The organism is Microbacterium hatanonis, assembly GCF_008017415.1.
Classification (GTDB): domain Bacteria; phylum Actinomycetota; class Actinomycetes; order Actinomycetales; family Microbacteriaceae; genus Microbacterium; species Microbacterium hatanonis.
Genome location: NZ_VRSV01000001.1, coordinates 916,416 through 939,597, shown reverse-complemented (window position 1 = coordinate 939,597; position 23,182 = coordinate 916,416). Strand labels below are relative to the sequence as shown.

Sequence of the window (23,182 nt, the reverse complement as noted above, 5' to 3'; positions counted from 1 at the left end):
GACGAGGTCATGCGAAGAACTCCCCGAGACGGTCGCCGAGGAAGCGCAACCCCGCCGAGTTGGAGGACTTCACCAGCACGCGGTCCCCGTCGCGCAGCTCGGTCACCAGGTAGTCGTAGGCCTCGTCGGCGGTCGCGAAGAACACCGCTTCGCTGTCCCAGGAACCCTGGGCGACGGCTTCGAGGAACATCCGCCGCGCATCGGCGCCGATGACGACGATGCGCTGGATGCCGAGGCGCACCGCGAGGAGTCCGACGCGGTCGTGCTCCTCCTCGGCGTACTCGCCGAGCTCGCTCATCGCGCCGAGGACGGCCACGGTGCGCTCCTGCGGACCCGTGATCTGCGCGAGCGTGCGGAGGGCGGCCGCCATCGAATCGGGACTGGCGTTATAGGCGTCGTTGATGATGCGCACGCGCTCCGAGCCGAGGGGCTGCATGCGCCACCGCTCAGCGAGCTCGACCGTCTCGAGCCTCGCGACCGCGGTCGCCGCATCGATACCGAGCGCCGTTGCCGCCGCGAGCGCGGCGAGAGCGTTCATGACGTGGTGCTCACCGAGCACGCGGAGGCGCAGGGTCAGCGGTGCTCCGTCGACGACGAGTTCGGCACGGGTGCCGGTCGCGGTGACCTCCACATCGACGGCGCGCACCTCGGCGGTGTCCCCCCGTCCGAACCAGCGGACGTCGATGCCCCGCTCGGCGGCGATCGGCGCCATCGCCGCGACGCGGGGGTCGTCGGCGTTGAGGATGGCGAGGCCGCCGGTACGCACCGCGCGCACGAGTTCGGACTTCGCGTGGAAGGTGGCCTCGATGCCGCCGAAGCCGCCCGCGTGTGCCATGCCGACCATCAGGACCACCCCAATGTCGGGGGTGACGAGACCCGCGAGCCGCGCGATCTCGCCGGGGCCGCTGGCGCCGAACTCGCTCACGAGGAACCTCGTGTCGTCGGTCAGCCGCAGCATCGTCAGCGGGGCGCCGACCTCGTTGTTGAACGAGGCGCGCGGGGAGACCGTCTCGCCGTCGTCCTCGAGGATGCGGGCGAGGAGGTTTTTCGTCGTCGTCTTGCCGTTGGAGCCGGTGATCCCCACGATCCGCAGCTCGCCCCGCTCGCGCACACGCGCGACGACGAATCTCGCGAGGTCGGCGAGAGCGGCGACCGCGTCCGCGACGACGATCTGCGACACGGACGCATCGACCGTCCGCTCGACGATCGCGAGCGCGGCACCCGACGCCACTGCGGCGTCGACGAACCGATGGCCATCGGTCTGTTCGCCGGGCTTCGCGACGAAGACGCCGCCCGCGACGATCGCGCGGGAATCGGTGTCGACGGGGCCGTCGACGACCGTCTCGGGGGTGTCGTCGCCGAAGAGGTGGAGGTCGCCCGCGACGGCGTCGGCGAGCTGAGAGAGAGTGAGGGAGATCATAGGTTCGCGGGCTGCGGCGGTCAGCCGAACTTGGGCAGTTCGGGGGTCTCCGATTCCGACGGCATGACGCGGTAGGTCTTGAGGACCTGCGTCATGGCCTTCTGGAATGCGGGCGCGTTGGCCGCAGACGACTTTACCGTCACGGGCTCGTCGAGGGTGACGGCGACGACGTACTGCGGGTCCTCGGCGGGGGCGAATCCGATCATCGTGGTGAAGTACGCCCCGGCCTTGTAACCGCCCATGCCATCGCTCTTCTCACCGGTTCCGGTCTTGACCGCGAGCCGGTACCCGGGCACGGCCACCTGCTTGGCGAGCGACCCCTGGGTGGCGACGTTCTCCAGCATCAGCGAGACGTCGCCCGCCGCCGTCTCGGACACGACCTGCTGACCGGTCGCATCCGGAACGTCGGTGACCGTGCCGTCCGAGGCGGTGCACCCCTCGACGATCGACAGCGGCATGCGCATCCCGCCGTTCGCGAGGGTCTGGTACGCGCCGACGAGCTCGGGGACGGTCGTGGTGAGACCCTGACCGAAGTTCGTGTTGTAGAAGGTCTGGTTGTCCCACGTGTCGGGGGTGCGGAGTTCGCCGACCCCCTGGCCGAGCCCGAAGTTCTCGCTCTCGCCGATGCCGAAGTTCTTCAGGTAGTCGTATCGCGTCTGCGCCGAGACGGTGTCGCCGAACTTCGAGATGCCGACGTTCGACGAGTCGATGAGAACCCCGGTCAGGGTGTAGTTGTTCGTGGGGTGCGCCGTGGGGTCGCGCACGGTCGCGCCGTTGGGGAAGGTCTCGCGATTGGCGGCCGTGACGGTCGAACCGGGGTTCTGTCCCCCCGCGTCGATGGCGATCGCGGCGGTGAGCGCCTTGAACGTCGAACCGGGTTCGAACGTGCCCGAGAAGATGCGGCTGTACCGGTCCTCCGGGGCGGAGGCGTCGTAGGCGTTCGGATCGACGGTCGGCCACTCGGCGGCGGCGCGCACCTTGCCGGTCTTCGCATCGACGACGGTGATGGTTCCGGACTTCGCTCCGACGTTCTGCGCCTGCTCGGCGATCAGCTGCGTCAGGTACCACTGCAGGTCGCGGTTGATCGTGAGCTGGAGGGTCCCCCCGTCCACGGCGGGGTCGTCCACCTGGGTGCCGGGCAGGATGACGCCGTCCTTGCCCCGCTGGTACTTCCGCGTGCCGTTCTCCGACGAGAGGCAGTCGTTCTGCGCCAGTTCGAGGCCGGCGAGCGCCTCGCCGTCGCGACCGACGAACCCGACGAGGTTGCCGCCGACCGCGCCGTCGGGGTACGTGCGGGCCGGATGCGTCACGAAGGTGAGGAAGGGCGCACCGAGGTCGGCGAGCGCGAGGCGCTGCTCGGTGGTGATGCCCTGCTTGAGGTAGGCCCAGCGGGATTCCTCGTTGACGGCGAGGGCGTCGGTGACGATCTTCTCGACCTCTTCGGCCGTCTGACCGGTGATCTGCGCCATCTGCGCGGCGAGGTCGGGCCAGGAGACCTTGACCGACGTGCCGTTCTCGTCCTTCCGGGTGATGCCGTCCTGCGCGAGCATCGGGTCGAGCTGGGCGTCGTAGAGCAGGATGCTGCCGGCGAGCGTGTCGCCGTTCTCGTCGACGATCTCGCCCCGCGCCCCGAAGAGGGTCTGCGAGGCGCCGAACCCGAGGGCGAGCGAGTCGTCGATGTGCTCGCGCGCGTTGACGACCTGGATGTCGACGAGTCGCACGACGAAGACGATGAGCACGGCGAGGACGACCGAGAGGGCGACCACCGTGCGACGGCGTGAACTGCGAGTGCTGCGCGTCGTCATGGGGCTAGCGTGTCGCCGGAGTCGGCAGACCGTCGGCGATCGGCGGGGGTGTCGCGGAATCGCCCGTCGATTCGGCCATGGGCGCTCCCTGGATCGTGGCGTCGGGCGCCGTGACGAGCGGGGTGTCGGCGATGAGGGCGTTCTGCACCGCCCCGCGACCGATCGCATCGACGGAGGACGTGCCCGACGCGGGCTGCCCCGCCCCGATCAGGGCGCCGTCGCTGAGGCGGAGGTAGGAGGGGGTGTCGGCGACCACCATCCCCAGTGCCGACGCGTTCGCGGCGAGGTACTGCGGCGAGCCGAGACCGGCGACCTCGTCGTAGAGCATCTGCTTCTCATAGTTCAGGTCGCGCTGCTGCTGGTTGAGTGCGGCGACCTCGAACGTGCCCTGGGTGGTGAGGATCGAGAACGTCATCTGAGCCAGGGCGATCGCCACGGCACCGGCGACGGCGATGATGCCGTACGCGAGCTTGGGACGACGACGGCGCTGGGGCGCGTCGAGAGGCCGCAGACGTCGTTCGGGGTTCTCGACGCGGCGCGGTGAGGCCGGGAAGAGCTCGTAGGCGAGATCGCTCATGCGGCCTCCTTCAATCGTTCGGCGGCGCGCAGACGCACCGGTGTGGCTCGGGGATTGCGTGCGCGTTCCTCGTCGCTCGCGATCTCCGCCCCTTTCACCAGCAGGCGGAAACGGGGGGTGTGCTCGGGGAGCTCGACGGGGAGTCCGCGCGGGGCGGTCGAGGCGGCAGCATCCGCCAGCACGTGCTTGACCAGACGGTCTTCGAGCGACTGATAGGCCATGACGACGATGCGCCCGCCCACCGCGAGCGCGTCGAGCGCGGCGGGCAGCGCCCGTTCGAGCACGGAGAGCTCTTGGTTGACCTCGATGCGCAGCGCCTGGAAGACGCGCTTGGCGGGGTGCCCCGCGCGCTGCACGGCCGCGGGGGTCGCGTCGTGGAGGATCGAGACGAGACGCCCGGATCGGAGGATCGGCTCCTGCTGCCGCGCGGCGATGATGGCACGGGCGTAGCGCGCGGCGAGCTTCTCCTCGCCGTAGCGCTCGAAGATCCGCCGGAGCGCGCCTTCGCCGTAGGTCGCGAGGATCTCGGCCGCCGTCACTCCCCCGCTCTGGTCCATCCGCATGTCGAGCGGAGCGTCCTGCGCGTAGGCGAAGCCGCGGTCGGCAAGGTCGAGCTGCAGCGACGAGACGCCGAGGTCGAAGAGGATCCCGTCGACGCGGTCGACGCCCGCCGACGCGATCGCCTCGGCGATGCCGTCGTAGACCGTGTGCACCAGGGTCACGCGGTCGCCGAAGGGCGCGAGGCGGTCGCCGGCGATGCGCAGTGCGTCGGTGTCGCGGTCGAGGCCGATGAGCCGGACACCCGGGAAGCGCTGGAGGAACGCCTCGGAGTGCCCTCCCATGCCGAGGGTGGCATCGACGAAGACGGCTCCGTCGCGCTCGAGAGCGGGGGCGAGGAGCTCGACGCAGCGGTCGAGGAGGACGGGGGTGTGGAGATCGCGAGCTTCCATGGGAAGAAGGGCTTCGTGATCCGGGACCCTGATCCCCCTCCGCATCGACCTGGCGCGGGGGAAGTGCGTCAGGGCGAGCGGCTGGGAATCACGGCCGAGGATCAGAACAAGCCCGGGATCACCTCCTGCTCCATCTCGGAATACGTGTCTTCGTTCGCTTCGGCGTAGGAGTTCCACGCGTCGGCGTTCCAGATCTCGGCGTGCGCGCCGACTCCGGTCACGACGAGCTCGCGCTCGAGCCCGGCGTAGGTGCGCAGTGCCGGCGGCACCGTGATCCGGTTCTGGCTGTCGGGCTTCTCCGCGCTGGCCCCCGAGAGGAACATGCGCAGGAAGTCGCGGGCCTGCTTGTTGCTGAGCGGCGCCTCACGGATGCGCTCGTGCACCCGCTCGAACTCCGCCTCGCTGAACACGTAGAGGCATCGCTCCTGGCCGCGAGTGACCACGACGCCGCCGCTCAGGTCGTCGCGGAACTTCGCCGGAAGGATGACGCGCCCTTTGTCGTCGAGCTTGGGGGTGTGCGTGCCGAGCAGCATCCGCTCTCCCCCCTTCGTCCGGCCTGCGAAGTGAGCCCCACTTTACTCCACTCTCCTCCACTTCACCATCATGTTCGGCGATATTCCGGGGAAGTCCGGCGATGTGATAGGCGGATGCTGCGCGCCCTCGAACGCCGCAGACCCCCGCCGTTCCGGGGCGGGGGTCTGACGCGGGGGGCCCGTGGAGGATCGTGGAGGGACATCCGGGCAAAGAAAAAACCCCGACTCCGAGGAGTCGGGGTTTCTCAGGGTGGATTAGGAGGGGTCGTTGCGTCGATCCCAGCGATCATTCATCCGGTCCATGAACGAGGAGCCGGCTCGCGATTTCGAGGCGCCGGCCGACGGGGCGGCGGCGGGTGAACTGGGCGACGGGGCCGACCCGCGAAGAGGCGTGACGGCGAGGATCACTCCGCCGAGCATGACGACGAAGCCGATCACACCCACCGCGATGCTCGCGGCCTGCACGTTGATCGCTACGCCCGCGATGAGGGCGCCGATCCCGACGAGCACCAGGATCGTGCCGTACACGATGTTCCGATAACTGAGGGCACGACCAGGGGCCGTGACGACATCGGCGTCGTTTCGCATGAGATGGCGTTCCATCTCGTCCAGCAGACGCTGCTCCTGCTCTGACAGTGGCATGCATCCCCCTCTTGTACTCGTGGCATCGATTGTACGCGTGCCGCTGATCACTAGGCTAGGCCCGTGCTGCCCTCCCCGGATCCCATCGAGGCTGTTTCCCAGCGACTCGACAACTTCGTGGGTTCGCAGACCCGCTCTTCCGACGAGATGGGGGACGAAGCGGGCCGTTTCGTCGAGGTCGCCGCCGATGCGCTCCGCGGTGGAAAGCGCCTCCGCGCCCGTTTCTGCCTGACCGGCTGGCGCGCCGTCGTCGAAGCCGGCGGGCGCCCGGCCGCATCCGACCCCGACGGCATCGTCGCCGCGGCGGCGTCGCTGGAGATCTTCCACGCTGCCGCGCTGGTGCACGACGACATCATCGACAACTCCGACACCCGTCGCGGACGCCCCGCGACCCACCGTGCCCTCGAGGCCGTGCACCGCGAATCGGGTTGGCACGGCGACGCCGCGGCGTTCGGCCGCTCCGGCGCGATCCTGCTGGGCGATCTGCTCGTGGCGTGGAGCGACGATCTGCTCGAAGAGGGCCTCACGACCCGCCCGACCGCGGCGGCGGCGTCTGCCCGCGCCGAGTACGCGCGCATGCGCCGCGACGTCACGATCGGTCAGTTCCTCGACATCGCGGAGGAATCGGCGTTCGTCCGCCAGCCCGACGAGCACCACGCGGAGCGCGCGCTGCGCGTCGCATCCTTCAAGTCGGCGCGGTACAGCATCCAGCAGCCGTTGCTCATCGGGGCCGCCCTGGGCGAAGCCGACGAGGAGCAGCGCGACGCGCTCTCGGCGTTCGGCCACCCGGTGGGGATGGCGTTCCAATTGCGCGACGACGTGCTCGGGGTCTTCGGAGACGCAGCCGTGACCGGCAAGCCGTCGGGAGACGACCTGCGCGAGGGCAAGCGAACCGTGCTCGTGGCGTACGCCCGGGAGGGCCTGTCTGCGGGGTCTCGTCGGGTGTTCGACGAGCTCATCGGCGATCCGACTCTGGACGACGAGCAGATCGCCTCGCTGCAGCAGACGATCGTCGAGACCGGTGCGCTCGACCGCGTCGAGCAGCTGATCACCGACTACGCACGCACCGCCGATCGCGCCCTCTCGGGCGCGCGCCTCGGCAATGCGGCGGTCGGCGAGCTGCGCGATCTGGCTCGCGCGGCCACGACCCGGTCCGCCTGAGCGGAAGCAGGGTTCAGCCGAGCGACTGCGCGACGCGACGCACTTCGCTCTTGCGCCCGGCGAGCAGCGACTCGATCGGCGAGACGCCGATGGACTCCTCCGGGGAGAGCAGCCACTCGATCGCCTCGTCGTCGGTGAATCCGCGATCGTGCAGCACGATCAGCGTGCCGCGAAGCGACCCGAGCGGCTCGCCGTCGACGAGGAACACCGAGGGGACGAGGAGCTTGCCGTCTCGTCGCGTGCCGACGAGCTGACGCTCGTCGAGCATCCGGCGGACGCGGCTGAGCGTCTCGCCGGTCGCCTCCACCAGTTCGGGAAGGGACAGCCAGGTCGTTTCGAAGGTCGCACCGCTCACGATGCCACTATCTCATCCGCGCGCGCGGTCCTCATCCGCGGTCGGGCAACGACTTTCACATCAGCCTCATGCGTCACTTCCGTTGACACACGTACACATCCGTGACACGGTACCCGGAGTCGGAAGAACGGATGTCCCCCCCATGCGTCGACCTGTCGCTCACCCTGCCCATCGCGGATCGAAGGGCGCCCTCGCGGGCCTGCCCGTCGCTCTCGTCGGTGCCCTAGCCCTCGCCAGCGTCCCCGAGGCGGCCCACGCCGCCGAGTACACCGTCGCCCCCGGCGATACCGTCAGCGGCATCGCGGCACGCCACGGCCTGTCCACGGCCGAAGTGCTCCGCACCAACGGACTCGGGTGGTCGTCGATCATCCGTCCCGGCCAGAAGATCCAGTTGGGGGCCCCGGATGTTGGGGCCGCCCCCGCCCCAGAGGCCGTCACTCCCTCGCCGCCCGCGGCCACGGGCTACACGATCCGCGCGGGCGACACGATCAGCGGGATCGCCCGAACCCACGGCTCCACCACCGACGCCGTGCTCGCCGCGAACGGGCTGGACCGGTCGTCGATCATCTACCCCGGGCAGGTCATCGCCGTGCCCGCGGGAACCGCGTCCGCTGCATCCGCGGCCCCGGTCATCGACGGACTCGACGCCGAGCAGGTCGCCAACGCACAGGTCATCGTGCGGGTGGGTCGCGAGCTCGGCGTGCCCGACCGCGGGATCGCCATCGCCCTGGGCACGGCGATGCAGGAGTCGTGGCTGCGGAACCTCGACTGGGGCGACCGCGACTCGCTGGGCCTGTTCCAGCAGCGGCCGAGCATGGGCTGGGGGTCGGCCGCCGAGGTCAGCGACCCGACGCGCTCGGTGCGGGTGTTCTATGGCGGCCCCTCCGATCCGAACGGCACGCGCACCCGCGGGCTGCTCGACATCGCCGGGTGGGAGGCCATGAGCTATGCCGACGCGGCACAGGCCGTGCAGATCTCGGCCTACCCCGAGCGTTACGCGCAGTGGGAGGCGCCCGCCGCCCTGTGGCTCGCCGCACTGCGGTGATGCGCAGCATCCGCTTCGGGCACAGCTGGATAACGGCGGTGAGCCGCTCCCCCGGCTCACAGGAGCCGCTCCGTAGACTCTGAGCGTGAGCACGAGTCAGCAGACCGACCCGCTGATCGGCCGTCTCGTCGACGGCCGATACCGGGTTCGCGCGCGCATTGCGCGCGGCGGTATGGCTACCGTGTACGTGGCCACCGACATGCGACTCGAGCGCAGGGTCGCGCTGAAGGTGATGCACGGCCATCTGAGCGATGACACCGTGTTCCAGAGCCGGTTCATCCAGGAGGCGCGCTCAGCCGCGCGCCTGGCGGATCCGCACGTGGTCAACGTCTTCGATCAGGGCCAGGACGGCGAGATGGCCTACCTGGTCATGGAGTACCTCCCCGGCATCACGCTGCGCGAACTCATGCGCGAGCAGAAGCGCCTGACGGTTCCGCAGACCATCACGATCATGGACGCCGTGCTCTCGGGTCTGGCGGCGGCACACCGGGCCGGAATCGTCCACCGCGACGTGAAACCCGAGAACGTGCTGCTCGCCGAAGACGGCCGCATCAAGATCGGAGACTTCGGTCTCGCCCGCGCGACGACCGCGAACACCGCCAGCGGCGCCATGCTCATGGGAACGATCGCCTACCTCGCACCCGAGCTCGTCACCCGCGGAACTGCGGATGCGCGCAGCGACATCTACTCCCTCGGCATCCTCCTCTACGAGATGCTCGTCGGCGAGCAGCCCTACAAGGGCGAGCAGCCCATGCAGATCGCCTTCCAGCACGCGACCGACTCGGTCCCCCGTCCGAGCGCGAAGAACCCCAGCGTTCCCGAGCAGCTCGACGAGCTCGTGCTGTGGTCGACAGAGAAGGTGCCCGACGATCGGCCCACCGACGCGTCGGTCATGCTCCAGCGCCTTCGCGACATCGAGCGCGAGCTCGGGGTGGCCCCCCAGGTCGCCCGAGCCGTCTCCGTGGGCACCGCCGTCGACGACGAGGCCTTCGACTCCGGCGGCTACACGAAGGTGCTCCCGGCGAATGCGGCCACGCCGACCGGGCCGACCGCCACGGTCGACGAGATCGACAACGCGGCACGCCTTCGCGGCAAGACGCGACGACGCACCGCTCGCGGCGCCTGGCTCTTCACGCTCGTGATCCTGCTCGCGGGCCTCGCCGCCGGCACGGGATGGTGGTTCGGCTCCGGCCCGGGCTCGCTCGTGGCGGTGCCCTTCGTGGAGGGCGGGTCGTTCGCCGACGCCGAGGCCGCCATCGCGGCGCAATCGCTCGTGGCCGTGCAGCAGGACGTCTACGACATCGACATCCCCGCGGGGGTCGTGGTCGGCACCGACCCCGGAGCCGGCGCGCGCCTCGACAAGGAGTCGACGGTTTCTGTACAGGTCTCGCAGGGACCCCGGCCCCAGCAGGTCGAGTCGCTGAACGGACGCACCGCCGACGAGGCGAACGGGATCATCACCGCGCTGAACCTCGCCGTCGGCGACCGGGCGGAGGAGTTCACCGACGCCGATGCCGGCACGGTGCTCGGCGCCACCCTCGTCCCGCGCGCGGGCGGGGAGGCGGTGCCGTGCACCGACGGGTGCGCCGCTCTCGAAGGCGACACCGTCTCGCTTCTCGTCTCGAAGGGCCCCGTGCCCAACGTGCGCGGCCTCAGCATCGGAGATGCGACGTCGGCGCTGACCCAGGCCGGTCTCGTCGTCTCCGGCGACACCCGCGAAGACTTCAGCACCTCGGTCGACGAGGGTCGTGTCATCGACATGGCCGGCCGCACCGACGGCGGCAACTGGCGCCCGGGTGAGACCGTCACGCTCATCGTGTCGAAGGGGCCGCCCCTCTTCCCGATCCCGAACGTCGTCGGCATGACCCGCGATCAGGCGAAGTCCGCGCTCACCAACGCCGGCTTCACCCTCGAGTACGACACCCGGTGGGACGCCTTCCCCGACCCGTTCACCAAGGTCGAGTCCCAGACTCCCGCGGCGGACACGCAGCGCGTCAAGGGCACCGAGGTGTCGATCCGCATCGCCGCTTCGCTCTGAGCGCCGGCGCGCGCTGCGTGCGCGGCATCCGTTCGCCGTTCCCGGCGAAGGAAATGGCACGGAGGTAGGACGATCCTCGCGGTATCGTCCGACCTCCGTGCCGTGTCCTACGTCGGCTTATGCGTCAGATCTTCGCCAGCTCCTCGGCCACGAGGAACGCGAGCTCGAGGCTCTGCATGTGGTTCAGACGCGGGTCGCAGAGGCTTTCGTAGCGCGTCGCGAGGGTCGCCTCGTCGATGTGCTCCGAGCCGCCGAGGCATTCGGTGACGTCGTCGCCGGTGAGCTCGACGTGGATGCCGCCGGGGAACGTTCCCGCGGCGCGGTGCGCCTCGAAGAAGCCGCGCACCTCGTCGACGACGTCGTCGAAACGACGGGTCTTGTAGCCGGTGGGCGTGGTGATCCCGTTGCCGTGCATCGGATCGGTGACCCACAGCGGCGTCGCACCGGAGTCGCGGACAGCCTCGAGGAGCGGCGGCAGGGCATCGCGGATCTTGCCCGCACCCATGCGCGTGATGAACGTCAGGCGTCCGGGCTCGCGCTCGGGGTCGAGCTTGTCGATCAGCGCGAGCGCCGTCTCGGGCGAGGTCGACGGACCGAGCTTCACGCCGATGGGGTTGCGGATCTTCGAGAAGTAGTCGATGTGCGCGCCGTCGAGGTCGCGCGTGCGCTCACCGATCCACACGAAGTGCGCGGAGGTGTTGTACGGCGTGCCGGTGCGCGAGTCGATCCGCGTCATCGGGCGCTCGTAGTCCATGAGCAGGCCCTCGTGGCCGGTGTAGAACTCGACGCGCTTGAGCTCGTCGAAGTCGGCGCCCGCCGCCTCCATGAACTTGATCGCGCGATCGATCTCGCCCGCGAGGCGCTCGTACTGCTGGTTGGCGGGGTTCTTCGCGAACCCCTGGTTCCAGCTGTGCACCTCACGCAGGTCGGCGAAGCCGCCCTGAGTGAACGCGCGGATCAGATTGATCGTCGACGCGGCGGTGTGGTACCCCTTCAGCAGTCGCGCGGGGTCTGCCCGGCGCGATGCCTCGGTGAAGTCGTACCCGTTGACGATGTCGCCGCGGTAGGCGGGGAGCGTGACGTCGCCGCGCGTCTCGGTGTCGCTCGAGCGGGGCTTGGCGAACTGGCCCGCCATGCGGCCCATCTTCACGACCGGCATCGAGGCGCCGTAGGTGAGCACGACGGCCATCTGCAGGACCGTCTTGATCCGATTGCGGATCTGCTCGGCGGTCGCGCCGGCGAAGGTCTCGGCGCAGTCGCCGCCCTGGAGGAGGAACGCCTTGCCCGACGCCGCGCGTCCGAGGCGCTCGCGGAGCTGGTCGACCTCGCCCGCGAAGACGAGGGGAGGAAGGATGGCGAGTTCTTCGGATGCTGCGGCGGCGGCGTCGGCGTCATACCACTGCGGCTGCTGCTTGATCGGCAGAGAACGCCAGTGATCGAGTGCGTCGAGCTGAGGGAGCATCCCTGAAGTCTAGCGAGCCGAGAGGGGGGTCGCTGCGGCCTGGGCGGCGGCGAGTCTGTCCTTCACCGTCGAGGCGTAGACGTCCTCGTACTCCTGCTCGCCCAGTCGCTGCAGAGCGACCATGATCTCGTCCGTCACCGAACGCAGGATGTACCGGTCGCCCTCCATCCCGGCGAAGCGGGAGAAGTCCAGCGGTTCTCCGATGACGATGCCCACTCGGCCGATGCGCGGGATGCGCTGTCCGATCGGCTGGATCGTGTCGGTATCGACCATCACGACGGGGACGACGGGTACGCGCGCCTCCAGCGCCATACGGGCAAGACCCGTCCGGCCGCGGTAGAGCTTCCCGTCGGGGCTGCGGGTGCCCTCGGGGTAGATGCCCAGGAGATCGTTACGACCCAGGACGGCCAGCCCGGTGTTGAGGGACGCCTCGGAGGCCTTGCCGCCCGACCGGTCGATGGGGATCTGCCCGGTGGCCTTGAAGAAGATGCGGGTCGCCCAGCCCTTCAGGCCCTTGCCGGTGAAGTAGTCGCTCTTGGCGAGGAACGCCATCGGCCGGTCGATCATGAGCGGCAGGAAGATCGAGTCGGCGAAGGAGAGGTGGTTGCTTGCGAGGATGGCCGCACCCTCGGCGGGGATGTTGCGGCGCCCGACGATCCACGGCCGGAAGATCGCCTTCAGAACGGGTCCGATGACGATGTACTTCATGAGCCAGTAGAACATCGTCAGCGATCCCGTCCCGCGAGGTCGGCGACGCCGATCAGCCCCGCGTCGTTGCCGAGACGGGCGATCACGAAGTCGGCGACGGGTCGGTCTCCGAAGCCCGGCAGCGATGTCTCGTACGCCAGACGCACCGGCTCGAGGAGGTCGTCGCCGAGCTGCGCCACTCCCCCGCCGATCACGAACAGTTCAGGATCGAGCACCGCCTGGAAACCGCCGCAGGCCTCTCCGAGCGCGGTCGCCACGCGGCGGAGGGCTTCGACGGCGCCGGGGTCGCCGGCGAGCACGAGTCGAGAGATCGATGGACCCTCGATCGTCCCCTGCTCGTCGCGCAGGGAAGCCAGGCCCGCTCCGATCGCGGGATCGTCTGCGATCTCGAGAGCCTCGCGCTGCAGTGCTCGGCCGGATGCGTACTGCTCCAAGCATCCGCTCTGCCCGCAGCCGCACGGGTGACCGCCGCGGATGAATCGCATGTGCCCGAGTTCGGCGGCGATGCCGTTGCCGCCCCGGTACAGGCTGCCCTCGGCCACGATCGCTCCGCCGACGCCCGTGCCCATCGTGAGCATGACCATGTCGGAGACGCCCCGACCGGCCCCGAAGCGGAACTCGCCCCAGCCGGCCGCGTTGGCATCGTTCTCGATCGTGACGGGAGCTTCGAGGCGGGCCTCGAGCCGGGCGCGCAGCGGCTCGTTGCGCCAGTCGATATTGGGCGCGTAGATGACCGTCCGTCGCGCACGGTCGATGAAGCCCGCCGCGGCGACGCCGATGCCGGCGACGCGGTGCGAGCGACGGAAGTGAGAAGCCATGTCGACGACGGCGTCCAGGAGAGCTTCGGCATCGATCGGGGTGTCGACGCGGAGTTTCTCGACGATCCGGCCTTCGGCGTCCACGACGCCTCCGGCGATCTTCGTCCCGCCGATATCGATTCCGACGTTCAGCACCTCGTTGTCCCTTCCGGCCGACGCCCTCGCGACGGCGTGTGAAGTCTAGCCAAGGCGCGCGGCCTCGGATGATGCCGGAGACCCTCCGGATAGACTCGAAGCGTCCAGCGAAACCCGCCCGGTACCAAAGGAGTTGCCGTGATCCAGTTCGACGCACCCCCCGTCGTCCCTGCAGACCCGCAAGCGAACGTGAGCGATCTGCTCGTCGACCGTGTGGCCGCGAGCCCCGACCGTGCCCTGTTCGCCGTACCCGACGGCACCGGATGGCGCGACATCTCGGCCCGGGATTTCCACCGCCAGGTCGTGTCCCTGGCGAAAGGCTTCGTGGCGGTCGGCATCCAGCCCGGCGACAAGGTCGCCTTCCTCGCACGCACGACGTACGACTGGACCCTCGTCGATTTCGCGCTCTTCTTCGCCGGGGCCGTCATGGTGCCCGTCTACGAGACGAGCTCGCCGGCGCAGATCCAGTGGATCCTGTCGGACTCCGGCGCGATCGCGATCATCGTCGAGTCCTCCGATCATTCGGCCCGCCTCGAAGAGGTCCGCGGCGAGCTCCCCCTCCTCCGCAACGTGTGGTCGATGCACGGTGGCGACCTCGACCGCCTCGTCTCGCAGGGTGCGACCGTCGAAGACGACGAGATCGAGCGCCGTCGCAACCTCGCCGACGGCAACGACATCGCGACCCTCATCTACACGTCGGGCTCGACCGGCCGCCCGAAAGGCTGCGTGCTCACCCACAGCAACTTCGTGGAGCTGTCGCGCAACTCGGGCAAGGCGCTGCGCGAGGTCGTCGACGTCCCCGGGGCATCTACGCTCCTGTTCATCACCACGGCGCACGTCTTCGCGCGCTTCATCTCGATCCTCAACGTGCACGCCGGGGTGAAGACCGGCCACCAGCCCGACACGAAGCAGCTTCTTCCGGCGCTCGGGTCGTTCAAGCCCACGTACCTCCTCGCCGTCCCCCGCGTGTTCGAGAAGGTCTACAACTCCGCCGAGCAGAAGGCCGAGGCCGGAGGCAAGGGCAAGATCTTCCGTGCCGCCGCCGCGGCAGCCGTCGAGCACTCGCAGCTGCTGCAGGACGGAAAGCGCATCCCGCTCGGACTGAAGATCAGATTCGCCCTGTTCGACAAGCTCGTCTACAGCAAGCTGCGCGAGGCCATGGGCGGGCGCGTGGTCTACGCCGTGAGCGGGTCCGCCCCGCTCGGCCCGCGCCTCGGCCACTTCTTCCACAGCCTGGGCGTCGTCATCCTCGAGGGCTACGGACTCACCGAGACCACCGCGCCCGCGACGGTGAACCTCGCCACCCGCTCGAAGATCGGCACCGTCGGCCCCGCGCTGCCGGGCGTCGGGGTTCGCCTCACCGGCGAGGGCGAGATCCAGGTGCGCGGCATCAACGTGTTCAAGGAGTACTGGCGCAACCCGCAGGCGACCGCCGAGGCGTTCGACGGCGACTGGTTCCGCACCGGCGACATCGGCGCGTTCGACGACGACGGATTCCTCACCATCACCGGCCGCAAGAAGGAGATCATCGTCACCGCCGGCGGCAAGAACGTCGCCCCGGCCGTGCTCGAAGACCCCATCCGTGCCAACCCGATCGTCGGTCAGGTCGTCGTCGTCGGCGATCAGAAGCCGTTCATCTCGGCCCTCATCACGCTCGACCCCGAGATGCTGCCCACCTGGCTCGGCAACAACGGACTGCCCGCCGATCTCGCGTTGACGGACGCGGCGCAGCACGAGGCCGTCCGCGCCGAGGTGCAGCGGGCGATCGACGCCGCCAACGCGCACGTGTCGCGCGCCGAGTCGATCCGCAAGTTCACGATCCTGCCGATCGAGTGGACCGAGGCGAGCGGTCACCTCACGCCGAAGATGAGCATCAAGCGCAACGTCATCGTCGGGGATTTCGCCGACGAGATCGAGGAGCTCTACGCCACGCCCGTCAACACCACGAACATCTCGCTGGCGTGAGCGTCAGCATCCGCTGAGACACACGTTCCGGCCGAGACCCACCGCCAGGCGGTGCGTTTCGGCCGGAAATGGTGTCTCGTGCGCGGACGCGTCAGAACCAGTCGGATTCGCGGATCTCGCGCATCGCCTGGCGGCGCGTCTCCGGCGGAAGGCGGGAGATGAACAGCATCCCCTCGAGGTGATCGGTCTCGTGCTGGAGCGCCTGTGCCATGAGCCCCTCGCCCTCCAGGACGAGCTCGTCGCCGTTGACGTCGATGCCGACGACCCGGGCGTAGGGGTGACGGAGTGCCTCGTGCCAGACGTTGGGGATCGACAGGCAGCCCTCGCCGACGAGCTCGGGCTCGCCGCGGGTCTCGACCAGGACGGGATTGAGGATGTAGCCGATCTCGCCGTCGACGTTGTAGCTGAACGCGCGGAGCCCGACGCCGATCTGCGGAGCGGCGAGCCCCGCGCGATTCGGCAGGGCAACGCCCTCGACCAGGTCGTCGACGAGAGCGCGTATGCCGTCGTCGATCTCGTCGATCGGAACACTCGGGGCGCGGAGAACGGGGTCGCCGAAGAGGCGGATCGTGCGGATGGGCATGGTCAGGCGGCCTCGGGGGCGGCGCGGAGGCCGCCGATGACGGCGGCCGCGAGCTCGCGCGCGGCCTTGCGCGTCGCGGGCTGCAGGTCGCGGAACACGATGGCGCTGCCCGTGCCGATGGCGGTGTCGTACGGAACGCGCACCACCGACCGCACGCGGGTGCGGAAGTGCCCTTCCAGTTCGCTCTCGCGCACCAGCGGCGCACCGGGGCGGGCGTTGTTGAGCACGACGACCGCCTCCCGCGCCTGCCGCGCGTAGCCGTTGGTCTCGAGCCAGGTCAGCGTCTCGGACGCGAGGCGCGCCTCGTCGACGCTGAGTCCGGCGACGATCACGAGCTGGTCGGCGAGGTCGAGGGTCGCCCCCATCACGGAGTGGACGATGCCGGTACCCGTGTCGGTCAGGACGAGCGAGTAGTAGTGGGCGGCGAGTTCCGCGACATCGCGGTAGTCGCGGTCGTTGAACGCCTCGGACACCCGCGGGTCGGCGTCGGACGAGAGCACGTCGAGCCGGGTCTCGTCTCGGGCGACCAGGGCCGAGATGTCGGCGTAGCCGGTGACGTCGGCCCGGCCGCGCACGAGGTCTCGCACCGTGCGCGAACTGGTGCGCGAGATGCGGTCGGCGAGGGTCCCGCGGTCGGGGTTCGCGTCGACGGCGATGACCCGGTCGTCGCGGGCGTCGGCGAGGGCCATCCCGAGGAGCGCCGTGATCGTGGTCTTGCCGACTCCGCCCTTGCGGGAGAGCACGGGGATGAAGCGCGCCCCGCCCGACAGGGGCGCGGAGATCAGTCGATCCAGCTCCTTGCGCGCACGAGCCTTCGGACCGTCGCCGAGGTTGATGCGGTGGCCGGAGATCGAATAGACGAGCTGCTGCCAGAGCCCCTCGGGCTCGGGGCGGGAGAGCTGCGACGGGTCGAGCAGACGATCGGGCGTGAGCAGATCGGAGCTCTCGCGACTGCCGTCGAACTCCCCCAGTCGCTTCGAGGCCAGCGTCACCTCGGGCTCGCGCGTGGCGATGCGCTCCGACGCGTGCTCGCGGTCGATGCGCGGGTGCGCGCCGGTGTTGTTCGCCTCGCGACGGGTGGTCGGAACGCTGCCGGTGCGCGGAGCGAGCGGCGCCGCGGAGACCGCGACGGCGGCGGCGGGCGCCGGCACGACCGGACTCTCGACGGATTCGGCCGCGGCGGTGGGCGCTTCGGCGGGCGCGGCAGCAGCGGCGGGCGCGGCGGCAGCGGCGGGCGCGGCGGCAGCTGATTCTTCGGCTTCCGCCGACGAGTCCGCGCGCTCCTCGGTCGCGTCCGCGCGCTCGACGACCACGGCCTCCGGCTGCGGCTCGACGGGCGCTTCGGAAGCATCCGCCTCCTCCGCATCCGTCTCGGCGACGGCGTCGACATCGTCCGCGGTCTCGGAGTCGTCGTCGGCCTCGATCTCGTCGACCTCGATCGTCGCCTCGGACTCCGCGGGCTCGGACCAGCGCGCCTCGGACCCGTCGTCGACGTCGGCGTGGCCGGATGCGTCGAAGGCAGCGTGCTCGTCGTCGATGACCTCGGCGTCGTGGATCTCTTCTGCGTCGTGGATCTCTTCTGCGTCGTGGATCTCTTCTGCGTCGTGGATCTCTTCGGCGTCGACGGTCTCGGCGGCCGGCAGCTCCTCGACGAGGATCTCGCCGGTGGGGATCTCGTCGATCCGGATCTCGTCGCCGATCACGTCGTCGTCGTCGAGGTCATCGTCGCCGGAGCCGACGGGGAGGACGACGCGCAACTGCGCCGTGGGGGTTCCGAGAAGGCCGATTCCGGCGGAGTCGAGACTGCCGGTGTCGGAGAGGACACCGTGTTCGGCGTCTTCTGGCGGGTTCTCGTCGTGTCGATCGAGCGTCACTGCGGGTACTCCAAACGGGGATCGGGCGCGAGCGCCCATCCCCTCAGGTTACTGCGCGGGACGGATCACGACCAAAAGGTCTCCGGCGTCGACCTGCTGAGGCGACCCCACGGCGAGACGTTCGACCACTCCCGCGACGGGTGCGGTGATCGCAGCCTCCATCTTCATCGCCTCGATCGACGCGACCGCCTGGCCCGCCTCGACCTTGTCGCCCTCGGCGGATTTCAGCGTGACCACGCCCGAGAAGGGAGCGGCGACCTGACCCGGTCGAGTCGTGTCGGCCTTCTCCGCCTGCCGCACGTCGACCTCGATCGACCGGTCGCGCACGAACACCGGACGCAGCTGTCCGTTGAGGGTCGTCATGACGGTGCGCATGCCCTTGTCGTCGGCCTCGCCGATCGCTTCGAGTCCGACGAAGAGCTGAACGCCCTTCTCGATCTCGACGACGTGCTCCGCTCCGGCGACGAGTCCGTAGAGGTAGTCGGGGGTGTCGAGCACGCTCAGGTCGCCGTAGGCATCGCGCATGTCGCGGAAGATCTTCGTCGGTCCGGGGAAGAGCAGCGTGTTCAACGCGGCACGCCGCTCGGCGGACGCACCGTCGAGCGCGGCGGACTGCTCGGGCGTCAGCGGGGTGACGCCGATCTTCACATCGCGTCCGGCGAGCACCTTCGTGCGGAACGGCTCGGGCCACCCTCCCGGAAGGTCGCCGAGTTCGCCGGCCATGAAGCCCACGACGGAGTCGGGCACGTCGTACTTCCCGGGGTTCGCCTCGAAGTCGGCGGGGTCGGCCCGCACCGCGGCGAGGTGCAGCGCCAGATCGCCGACCACCTTCGACGAGGGGGTCACCTTCGGCACGCGGCCGAGGATCGCGTTCGCGGCCGCGTACATGTCCTCGATCAGTTCGAAGTCGTCGGCCAGGCCGAGGGCGATCGCCTGCTGGCGGAGGTTGGACAGCTGACCGCCCGGGATCTCGTGGCGGTACACCCGACCGGTGGGGCCGGGGAGGCCCGACTCGAACGGGCCGTACAGATGCCGCACGGCCTCCCAGTACGGCTCGAGGTCGGAGACGGCCTCCAGGCTCAATCCCGTATCGCGCTCGGTGTGGGCCATCGCTGCCACCAGCGCTGACAGCGACGGTTGGCTCGTGGTGCCCGACAGGGGCGCGGCGGCCGCGTCGACGGCGTCCGCTCCGGCCGCGGAGGCCGCCAGGAGCGTCGCGAGCTGGCCGCCGGCCGTGTCGTGCGTGTGCACGTGCACCGGCAGGTCGAAGCGCTCGCGCAGCGCGGTGACGAGACGTGAGGCCGCGGCAGGTCGCAGCAGGCCGGCCATGTCCTTGATCGCGAGCACGTGGGCGCCGGCGTCGACGATCTGCTCTGCGAGGCCGAGGTAGTAGTCGAGCGTGTACAGCGACTCGGCGGGGTCGAGCAGGTCGCCGGTGTAGCAGACGGCGACCTCGGCGACGGCCGTGCCGGTCTCGAGCACCGCATCGATCGCGGGGCGCATCTGCGACACGTCGTTGAGCGCGTCGAAGATGCGGAAGATGTCGACGCCGGATGCTGCGGCCTCGGCCACGAACGCGTCGGTGACCTCGGACGGGTACGGCGTGTAGCCGACCGTGTTGCGCCCGCGCAGCAGCATCTGCAGGGCGACGTTCGGAAGAGCCGCGCGCAGGGCGTCGAGACGCTCCCACGGGTCTTCGCCGAGGAAGCGCAGCGCCACGTCGTAGGTCGCGCCGCCCCATGCCTCGACCGAGAGCAGCTGCGGCGTCAGTCGCGCCACGTACGGCGCCACCGTAACGAGGTCCTTCGTGCGCACCCGTGTCGCCAGGAGCGACTGGTGGGCGTCGCGGAACGTGGTGTCGGTGACGGCGAGAGCGGTCTGTTCGCGCAGCGCCCGAGCGAATCCGGCGGGGCCGAGCTCCTGCAGGCGCTGGCGCGACCCGGCGGGGGCCGGACTGAGCAGATCGAGGGCGGGGAGCTTGGAGCGGGGGTCGACCGACAGCGGGTTCTGCCCGTTCGGTCGGTTGACCGTGGCGTCGACGAGCCAGTTCAGCATCTTCGTGCCGCGGTCCTTCGACTCGCGTCCGCGCAGCAGCTCCGGGCGCTCGTCGATGAACGACGTGCTCACGTCGCCGGCGACGAAGGCCGGGTCGTCGAGCACGGCCTGGAGGAAGGGGATGTTCGTGGAGACACCGCGGATGCGGAACTCCGCGAGGGCACGGCGCGCGCGTGCGACCGCGGCGCCGAAGTCGCGCCCACGGCACGTGAGCTTGGCGAGCATCGAGTCGAAGTGGGGGCTGACCTGCGATCCGGCCGCGGTCGTTCCGCCGTCGAGGCGGATGCCGGCGCCGCCGGGAGAGCGGTACGTCGTGATCTTGCCGGTGTCGGGACGGAACCCCTGCGTGGGGTCCTCGGTGGTGATGCGGCACTGGAGGGCGGCGCCGCGCAGGCGGATCTCGCCCTGCGTGAGGCCGAGGTCGATGAGGGTCTGCCCGGCGGCGATCCGCATCTGCGACTGCACGAGGTCGACGTCGGTGACCTCCTCGGTCACGGTGTGCTCGACCTGGATGCGCGGGTTCATCTCGATGAAGACGACCTCGCCGGCGCGGGGGCCCGTGGTCTCGAGCAGGAACTCGACGGTGCCGGCGTTCTGGTAGCCGATCGACCGGGCGAAGGCCACGGCGTAGCGGTGCAGATCGTCGCGGATGCCCTCGTCGAGGTTCGGGGCGGGGGCGATCTCGATGACCTTCTGGTGACGCCGCTGAACCGAGCAGTCGCGCTCGAACAGGTGCACCGTCTCTCCCGCCTGATCGGCGAGGATCTGCACCTCGATGTGGCGAGGCCGCTGCACGGCCTGCTCGAGGAACATCCTCGCGTCGCCGAAGGCGCTCTGCGCCTCGCGCATGGCCTCCGCCAGCGCCGGCGCGAGCTCCGCCGCATCCGCCACACGGCGCATCCCTCGTCCGCCGCCTCCGGCGACCGCCTTGGCGAACAGGGGGAATCCGATGTCGCCCGCCTGAGCGACGAGCGCGTCGATGTCGTCGGATGCTTCGGTCGATCGCAGCACGGGAACGCCCGCGGAGATCGCGTGGTGCTTCGCCGTGACCTTGTTGCCCGCCATCTCCAGCACCGCGGCCGGAGGACCGATGAAGGCGATGCCGTTCGCGGCGGCCTGCTCGGCAAGGTCGGGGTTCTCGGAGAGGAAGCCGTAACCCGGGTAGATCGCGTCGGCGCCCGACTCCTTCGCCACGCGGATGATCTCCGCCACGTCGAGGTAGGCGCGCACGGGATGACCCCGCTCCCCGATCAGATACGCCTCGTCGGCCTTGAGCCGATGCAGAGAACTGCGGTCTTCGTAGGGGAACACCGCAACGGTGCGTGCGCCGACTTCATACGCCGCGCGGAACGCGCGGATGGCGATCTCCCCACGGTTGGCGACGAGGATCTTCCGGAACATTCGCACCTCACTGAGCAGACGACCTAAGGGGGCAAAGTGTGCTCACAGCCTAGGGGACGGTAACGTAGGGGATCGTGCACGTTCTCTCGGTCAGCTCGCTCAAAGGTGGGGTCGGCAAGACCACCGTGACGCTCGGGCTCGCCTCAGCAGCGTTCGCGCGTGGTGTCCGCACCCTCGTCGTGGATCTCGATCCCCAGTCGGATGTCTCCACCGGCATGGACATCCAGGTCGCGGGACGCCTCAATGTCGCCGACGTCCTCGCCAATCCGCGGGAGAAGGTCGTCCGTCAGGCGATCACGTCGTCGGGTTGGGCCAAGGTCCACCCGGGAACCATCGACGTCCTCATCGGCAGCCCGTCGGCGATCAACTTCGACGGTCCGCACCCGAGCGTCCGCGACGTGTGGAAGCTCGAGGAGGCGCTCGCGACGATCGAGGCCGACTACGACCTCGTCCTCATCGACTGCGCGCCGTCGCTCAATGCTCTGACGCGCACCGCGTGGGCGGCGTCCGACCGCGTGATCGTGGTGACCGAACCCGGGCTCTTCTCCGTCGCCGCCGCCGACCGCGCACTGCGTGCGATCGAGGAGATCCGCCGGGGCCTCTCCCCCCGCCTCCAGCCGCTCGGTGTGGTCGTCAACCGCGTGCGCCCCCAGTCGATCGAGCACCAGTTCCGCATCAAGGAACTGCGCGACATGTTCGGCCCTCTCGTGCTGAACCCTCAGCTGCCCGAGCGCACATCGCTGCAGCAGGCCCAGGGTGCAGCGAAGCCGCTGCACGTGTGGCCGGGCGATTCGGCGCAGGAACTCGCGGCCGACTTTGACGCCCTCCTCGACCGCATCATGCGCACCGGCCGTATCCCGATTCCCGGCGACGCGCGCGCCTGACGCGCGGCAGCTCTACGCGCGGGACGCGCTTCGACGCGCCCCGCCGCACGCTCGGTCACGCGCCGCCATCGACCACTGGCGCGACACCATCGACCACCAGCGCGACGCCGTCGGCCGGTGCCCCGGCGCACCGAGATGGGCGGCGCCGTCTTACGCGGTGCGCTTGGTGCGACGAGCGGCGAGCTCGTCGACGGGATCGATCACGGTGGCATCGAAGTCGATGAGCGTCGTCTCGACCTCGCGCAGCACCTTGCCGACCGCGATGCCGAAGACACCCTGCCCGCGGCTGACGAGGTCGATGACCTCGTCGTTCGACGTGCACAGGTAGACCGAGGCGCCGTCGCTCATGAGCGTCGTACCGGCGAGATCGCGAATGCCCGATGCGCGAAGCTGCTCCACGGCCGTGCGGATCTGCTGGAGCGAGATTCCGGTGTCGAGAAGCCGCTTCACGAGCTTGAGCACGAGGATGTCGCGGAAGCCGTAGAGGCGCTGCGAACCCGAGCCGCTCGCACCGCGGACGGTGGGCTCGACGAGCTCGGTGCGCGCCCAGTAGTCGAGCTGACGGTAGGTGATGCCGGCGGCACGGGCGGCCACCGCTCCGCGGTACCCCACCTCGTCGTCGAGACCGGGAAGACCGTCGGTGAAGAGGAGTTCCGCCGAGAAACCAGGCTCTCCGACAGCGTCGCCAGCGTTCATGCCGTCGTGCCTCCTCATGTGATCTCTCCCCACGCTAGAACAGCCCCGACCCTCCGGCAATGACATCCGCTCGCC

Annotated in this window: 19 protein-coding genes; 5 read left to right on the top strand and 14 right to left on the bottom strand. The window is 69.8% G+C overall.

Annotation, left to right across the window (positions count from 1 at the left end; all coding sequences use genetic code 11):
* Positions 1-7 precede the first annotated feature (7 nt).
* The 6 genes from FVP77_RS04410 to FVP77_RS04385 form a co-directional block, all read right to left on the bottom strand.
* Positions 8-1,420, bottom strand: coding sequence for a UDP-N-acetylmuramoyl-tripeptide--D-alanyl-D-alanine ligase (locus FVP77_RS04410; RefSeq protein WP_147893418.1), 1,413 nt, complete (start codon positions 1,418-1,420; stop codon positions 8-10).
* 20 nt (positions 1,421-1,440) lie between these two features.
* Positions 1,441-3,225 (bottom strand): peptidoglycan D,D-transpeptidase FtsI family protein, encoded by a 1,785-nt coding sequence (locus FVP77_RS04405; protein WP_147893417.1) that lies wholly within the window; start codon positions 3,223-3,225, stop codon positions 1,441-1,443.
* A 4-nt stretch (positions 3,226-3,229) separates the two neighbouring features.
* Entirely contained in the window at positions 3,230-3,802 is a 573-nt protein-coding gene (ftsL, locus tag FVP77_RS04400; protein ID WP_121151775.1) for a cell division protein FtsL, read from the bottom strand.
* Positions 3,799-4,752: a 16S rRNA (cytosine(1402)-N(4))-methyltransferase RsmH gene (gene rsmH, locus FVP77_RS04395; RefSeq protein WP_147893416.1), complete on the bottom strand. Its 954-nt coding sequence runs from the start codon at positions 4,750-4,752 to the stop codon at positions 3,799-3,801. The genes ftsL and rsmH overlap by 4 nt, the downstream gene beginning before the upstream one ends.
* Positions 4,753-4,853: 101 nt before the next feature.
* A complete protein-coding gene (gene mraZ, locus FVP77_RS04390) occupies positions 4,854-5,285 on the bottom strand; it encodes a division/cell wall cluster transcriptional repressor MraZ (protein ID WP_147893415.1) in 432 nt (143 codons plus the stop codon).
* A 255-nt stretch (positions 5,286-5,540) separates the two neighbouring features.
* Complete coding sequence (locus FVP77_RS04385; protein ID WP_147893414.1) at positions 5,541-5,927, bottom strand: DUF3040 domain-containing protein; 387 nt, start codon at positions 5,925-5,927, stop codon at positions 5,541-5,543.
* Between the two features lie 63 nt (positions 5,928-5,990).
* Here FVP77_RS04385 and FVP77_RS04380 point away from each other — a divergent pair, with 63 nt between their 5' ends.
* Positions 5,991-7,088, top strand: a complete 1,098-nt coding sequence (locus FVP77_RS04380; protein WP_246133967.1) for a polyprenyl synthetase family protein — start codon at positions 5,991-5,993, stop codon at positions 7,086-7,088.
* 13 nt (positions 7,089-7,101) lie between these two features.
* Here FVP77_RS04380 and FVP77_RS04375 read toward each other — a convergent pair whose 3' ends face one another.
* Positions 7,102-7,443 (bottom strand): Rv2175c family DNA-binding protein, encoded by a 342-nt coding sequence (locus tag FVP77_RS04375; RefSeq protein WP_147893413.1) that lies wholly within the window; start codon positions 7,441-7,443, stop codon positions 7,102-7,104.
* 142 nt (positions 7,444-7,585) lie between these two features.
* Between FVP77_RS04375 and FVP77_RS04370 the strand changes: the two genes are divergently transcribed.
* Together FVP77_RS04370 and pknB are read left to right on the top strand one after the other, a co-directional pair.
* The gene (locus FVP77_RS04370) at positions 7,586-8,488 is read left to right on the top strand and encodes a LysM peptidoglycan-binding domain-containing protein (protein ID WP_246133966.1); all 903 of its coding nucleotides are present in this window, start codon (positions 7,586-7,588) and stop codon (positions 8,486-8,488) included.
* Positions 8,489-8,573: 85 nt separating this feature from the next.
* The gene (gene pknB / locus FVP77_RS04365; protein ID WP_147893411.1) at positions 8,574-10,526 is read left to right on the top strand and encodes a Stk1 family PASTA domain-containing Ser/Thr kinase; all 1,953 of its coding nucleotides are present in this window, start codon (positions 8,574-8,576) and stop codon (positions 10,524-10,526) included.
* 124 nt (positions 10,527-10,650) lie between these two features.
* Here the strand turns inward: pknB and FVP77_RS04360 are convergent, their stop codons facing one another.
* The 3 genes from FVP77_RS04360 to FVP77_RS04350 are packed head-to-tail and all read right to left on the bottom strand — an operon-like array spanning position 10,651 to position 13,649.
* Positions 10,651-11,988, bottom strand: coding sequence for a class II 3-deoxy-7-phosphoheptulonate synthase (locus FVP77_RS04360; protein ID WP_147893410.1), 1,338 nt, complete (start codon positions 11,986-11,988; stop codon positions 10,651-10,653).
* Positions 11,989-11,997: 9 nt separating this feature from the next.
* On the bottom strand, positions 11,998-12,711 hold the full coding sequence (locus FVP77_RS04355; RefSeq protein ID WP_147893409.1) for a lysophospholipid acyltransferase family protein: 714 nt from the start codon (positions 12,709-12,711) through the stop codon (positions 11,998-12,000).
* A gap of 2 nt (positions 12,712-12,713) precedes the next feature.
* The gene (locus tag FVP77_RS04350) at positions 12,714-13,649 is read right to left on the bottom strand and encodes an ROK family glucokinase (RefSeq protein ID WP_147893408.1); all 936 of its coding nucleotides are present in this window, start codon (positions 13,647-13,649) and stop codon (positions 12,714-12,716) included.
* Positions 13,650-13,787: 138 nt separating this feature from the next.
* Between FVP77_RS04350 and FVP77_RS04345 the strand changes: the two genes are divergently transcribed.
* A complete protein-coding gene (locus FVP77_RS04345; RefSeq protein ID WP_147893407.1) occupies positions 13,788-15,614 on the top strand; it encodes an AMP-dependent synthetase/ligase in 1,827 nt (608 codons plus the stop codon).
* 91 nt (positions 15,615-15,705) lie between these two features.
* Here the strand turns inward: FVP77_RS04345 and def are convergent, their stop codons facing one another.
* The 3 genes from def to FVP77_RS04330 are packed head-to-tail and all read right to left on the bottom strand — an operon-like array spanning position 15,706 to position 21,527.
* Complete coding sequence (def, locus tag FVP77_RS04340; protein WP_147893406.1) at positions 15,706-16,197, bottom strand: peptide deformylase; 492 nt, start codon at positions 16,195-16,197, stop codon at positions 15,706-15,708.
* A 2-nt stretch (positions 16,198-16,199) separates the two neighbouring features.
* Positions 16,200-18,071 carry a MinD/ParA family ATP-binding protein gene (locus FVP77_RS04335; protein ID WP_246133965.1) on the bottom strand — a complete coding sequence of 624 codons (1,872 nt, stop codon included), beginning with the start codon at positions 18,069-18,071 and terminating at the stop codon, positions 16,200-16,202.
* Between the two features lie 48 nt (positions 18,072-18,119).
* Positions 18,120-21,527 carry a pyruvate carboxylase gene (locus FVP77_RS04330; protein ID WP_147893404.1) on the bottom strand — a complete coding sequence of 1,136 codons (3,408 nt, stop codon included), beginning with the start codon at positions 21,525-21,527 and terminating at the stop codon, positions 18,120-18,122.
* Positions 21,528-21,601: 74 nt separating this feature from the next.
* Here FVP77_RS04330 and FVP77_RS04325 point away from each other — a divergent pair, with 74 nt between their 5' ends.
* Positions 21,602-22,411: a ParA family protein gene (locus tag FVP77_RS04325; protein WP_147893403.1), complete on the top strand. Its 810-nt coding sequence runs from the start codon at positions 21,602-21,604 to the stop codon at positions 22,409-22,411.
* A gap of 150 nt (positions 22,412-22,561) precedes the next feature.
* Here the strand turns inward: FVP77_RS04325 and FVP77_RS04320 are convergent, their stop codons facing one another.
* Positions 22,562-23,107 carry a MerR family transcriptional regulator gene (locus FVP77_RS04320; protein ID WP_116648396.1) on the bottom strand — a complete coding sequence of 182 codons (546 nt, stop codon included), beginning with the start codon at positions 23,105-23,107 and terminating at the stop codon, positions 22,562-22,564.
* Between the last annotated feature and the right edge of the window lie 75 nt (positions 23,108-23,182).

What these genes read in the sequence shown, in the direction of transcription:
- FVP77_RS04410 (WP_147893418.1), bottom strand. Translation starts at nt 1,420, where the DNA reads ATGATCTCCCTCACTCTCTCTCAGCTCGCCGACGCCGTCGCGGGCGAC.
- FVP77_RS04385 (WP_147893414.1), bottom strand. Translation starts at nt 5,927, where the DNA reads ATGCCACTGTCAGAGCAGGAGCAGCGTCTGCTGGACGAGATGGAACGC.
- FVP77_RS04355 (WP_147893409.1), bottom strand. Translation starts at nt 12,711, where the DNA reads ATGTTCTACTGGCTCATGAAGTACATCGTCATCGGACCCGTTCTGAAG.
- rsmH (WP_147893416.1), bottom strand. Translation starts at nt 4,752, where the DNA reads ATGGAAGCTCGCGATCTCCACACCCCCGTCCTCCTCGACCGCTGCGTC.
- ftsL (WP_121151775.1), bottom strand. Translation starts at nt 3,802, where the DNA reads ATGAGCGATCTCGCCTACGAGCTCTTCCCGGCCTCACCGCGCCGCGTC.
- FVP77_RS04405 (WP_147893417.1), bottom strand. Translation starts at nt 3,225, where the DNA reads ATGACGACGCGCAGCACTCGCAGTTCACGCCGTCGCACGGTGGTCGCC.
- FVP77_RS04330 (WP_147893404.1), bottom strand. Translation starts at nt 21,527, where the DNA reads ATGTTCCGGAAGATCCTCGTCGCCAACCGTGGGGAGATCGCCATCCGC.
- FVP77_RS04360 (WP_147893410.1), bottom strand. Translation starts at nt 11,988, where the DNA reads ATGCTCCCTCAGCTCGACGCACTCGATCACTGGCGTTCTCTGCCGATC.
- mraZ (WP_147893415.1), bottom strand. Translation starts at nt 5,285, where the DNA reads ATGCTGCTCGGCACGCACACCCCCAAGCTCGACGACAAAGGGCGCGTC.
- FVP77_RS04320 (WP_116648396.1), bottom strand. Translation starts at nt 23,107, where the DNA reads ATGAACGCTGGCGACGCTGTCGGAGAGCCTGGTTTCTCGGCGGAACTC.
- def (WP_147893406.1), bottom strand. Translation starts at nt 16,197, where the DNA reads ATGCCCATCCGCACGATCCGCCTCTTCGGCGACCCCGTTCTCCGCGCC.
- FVP77_RS04370 (WP_246133966.1), top strand. Translation starts at nt 7,586, where the DNA reads ATGCGTCGACCTGTCGCTCACCCTGCCCATCGCGGATCGAAGGGCGCC.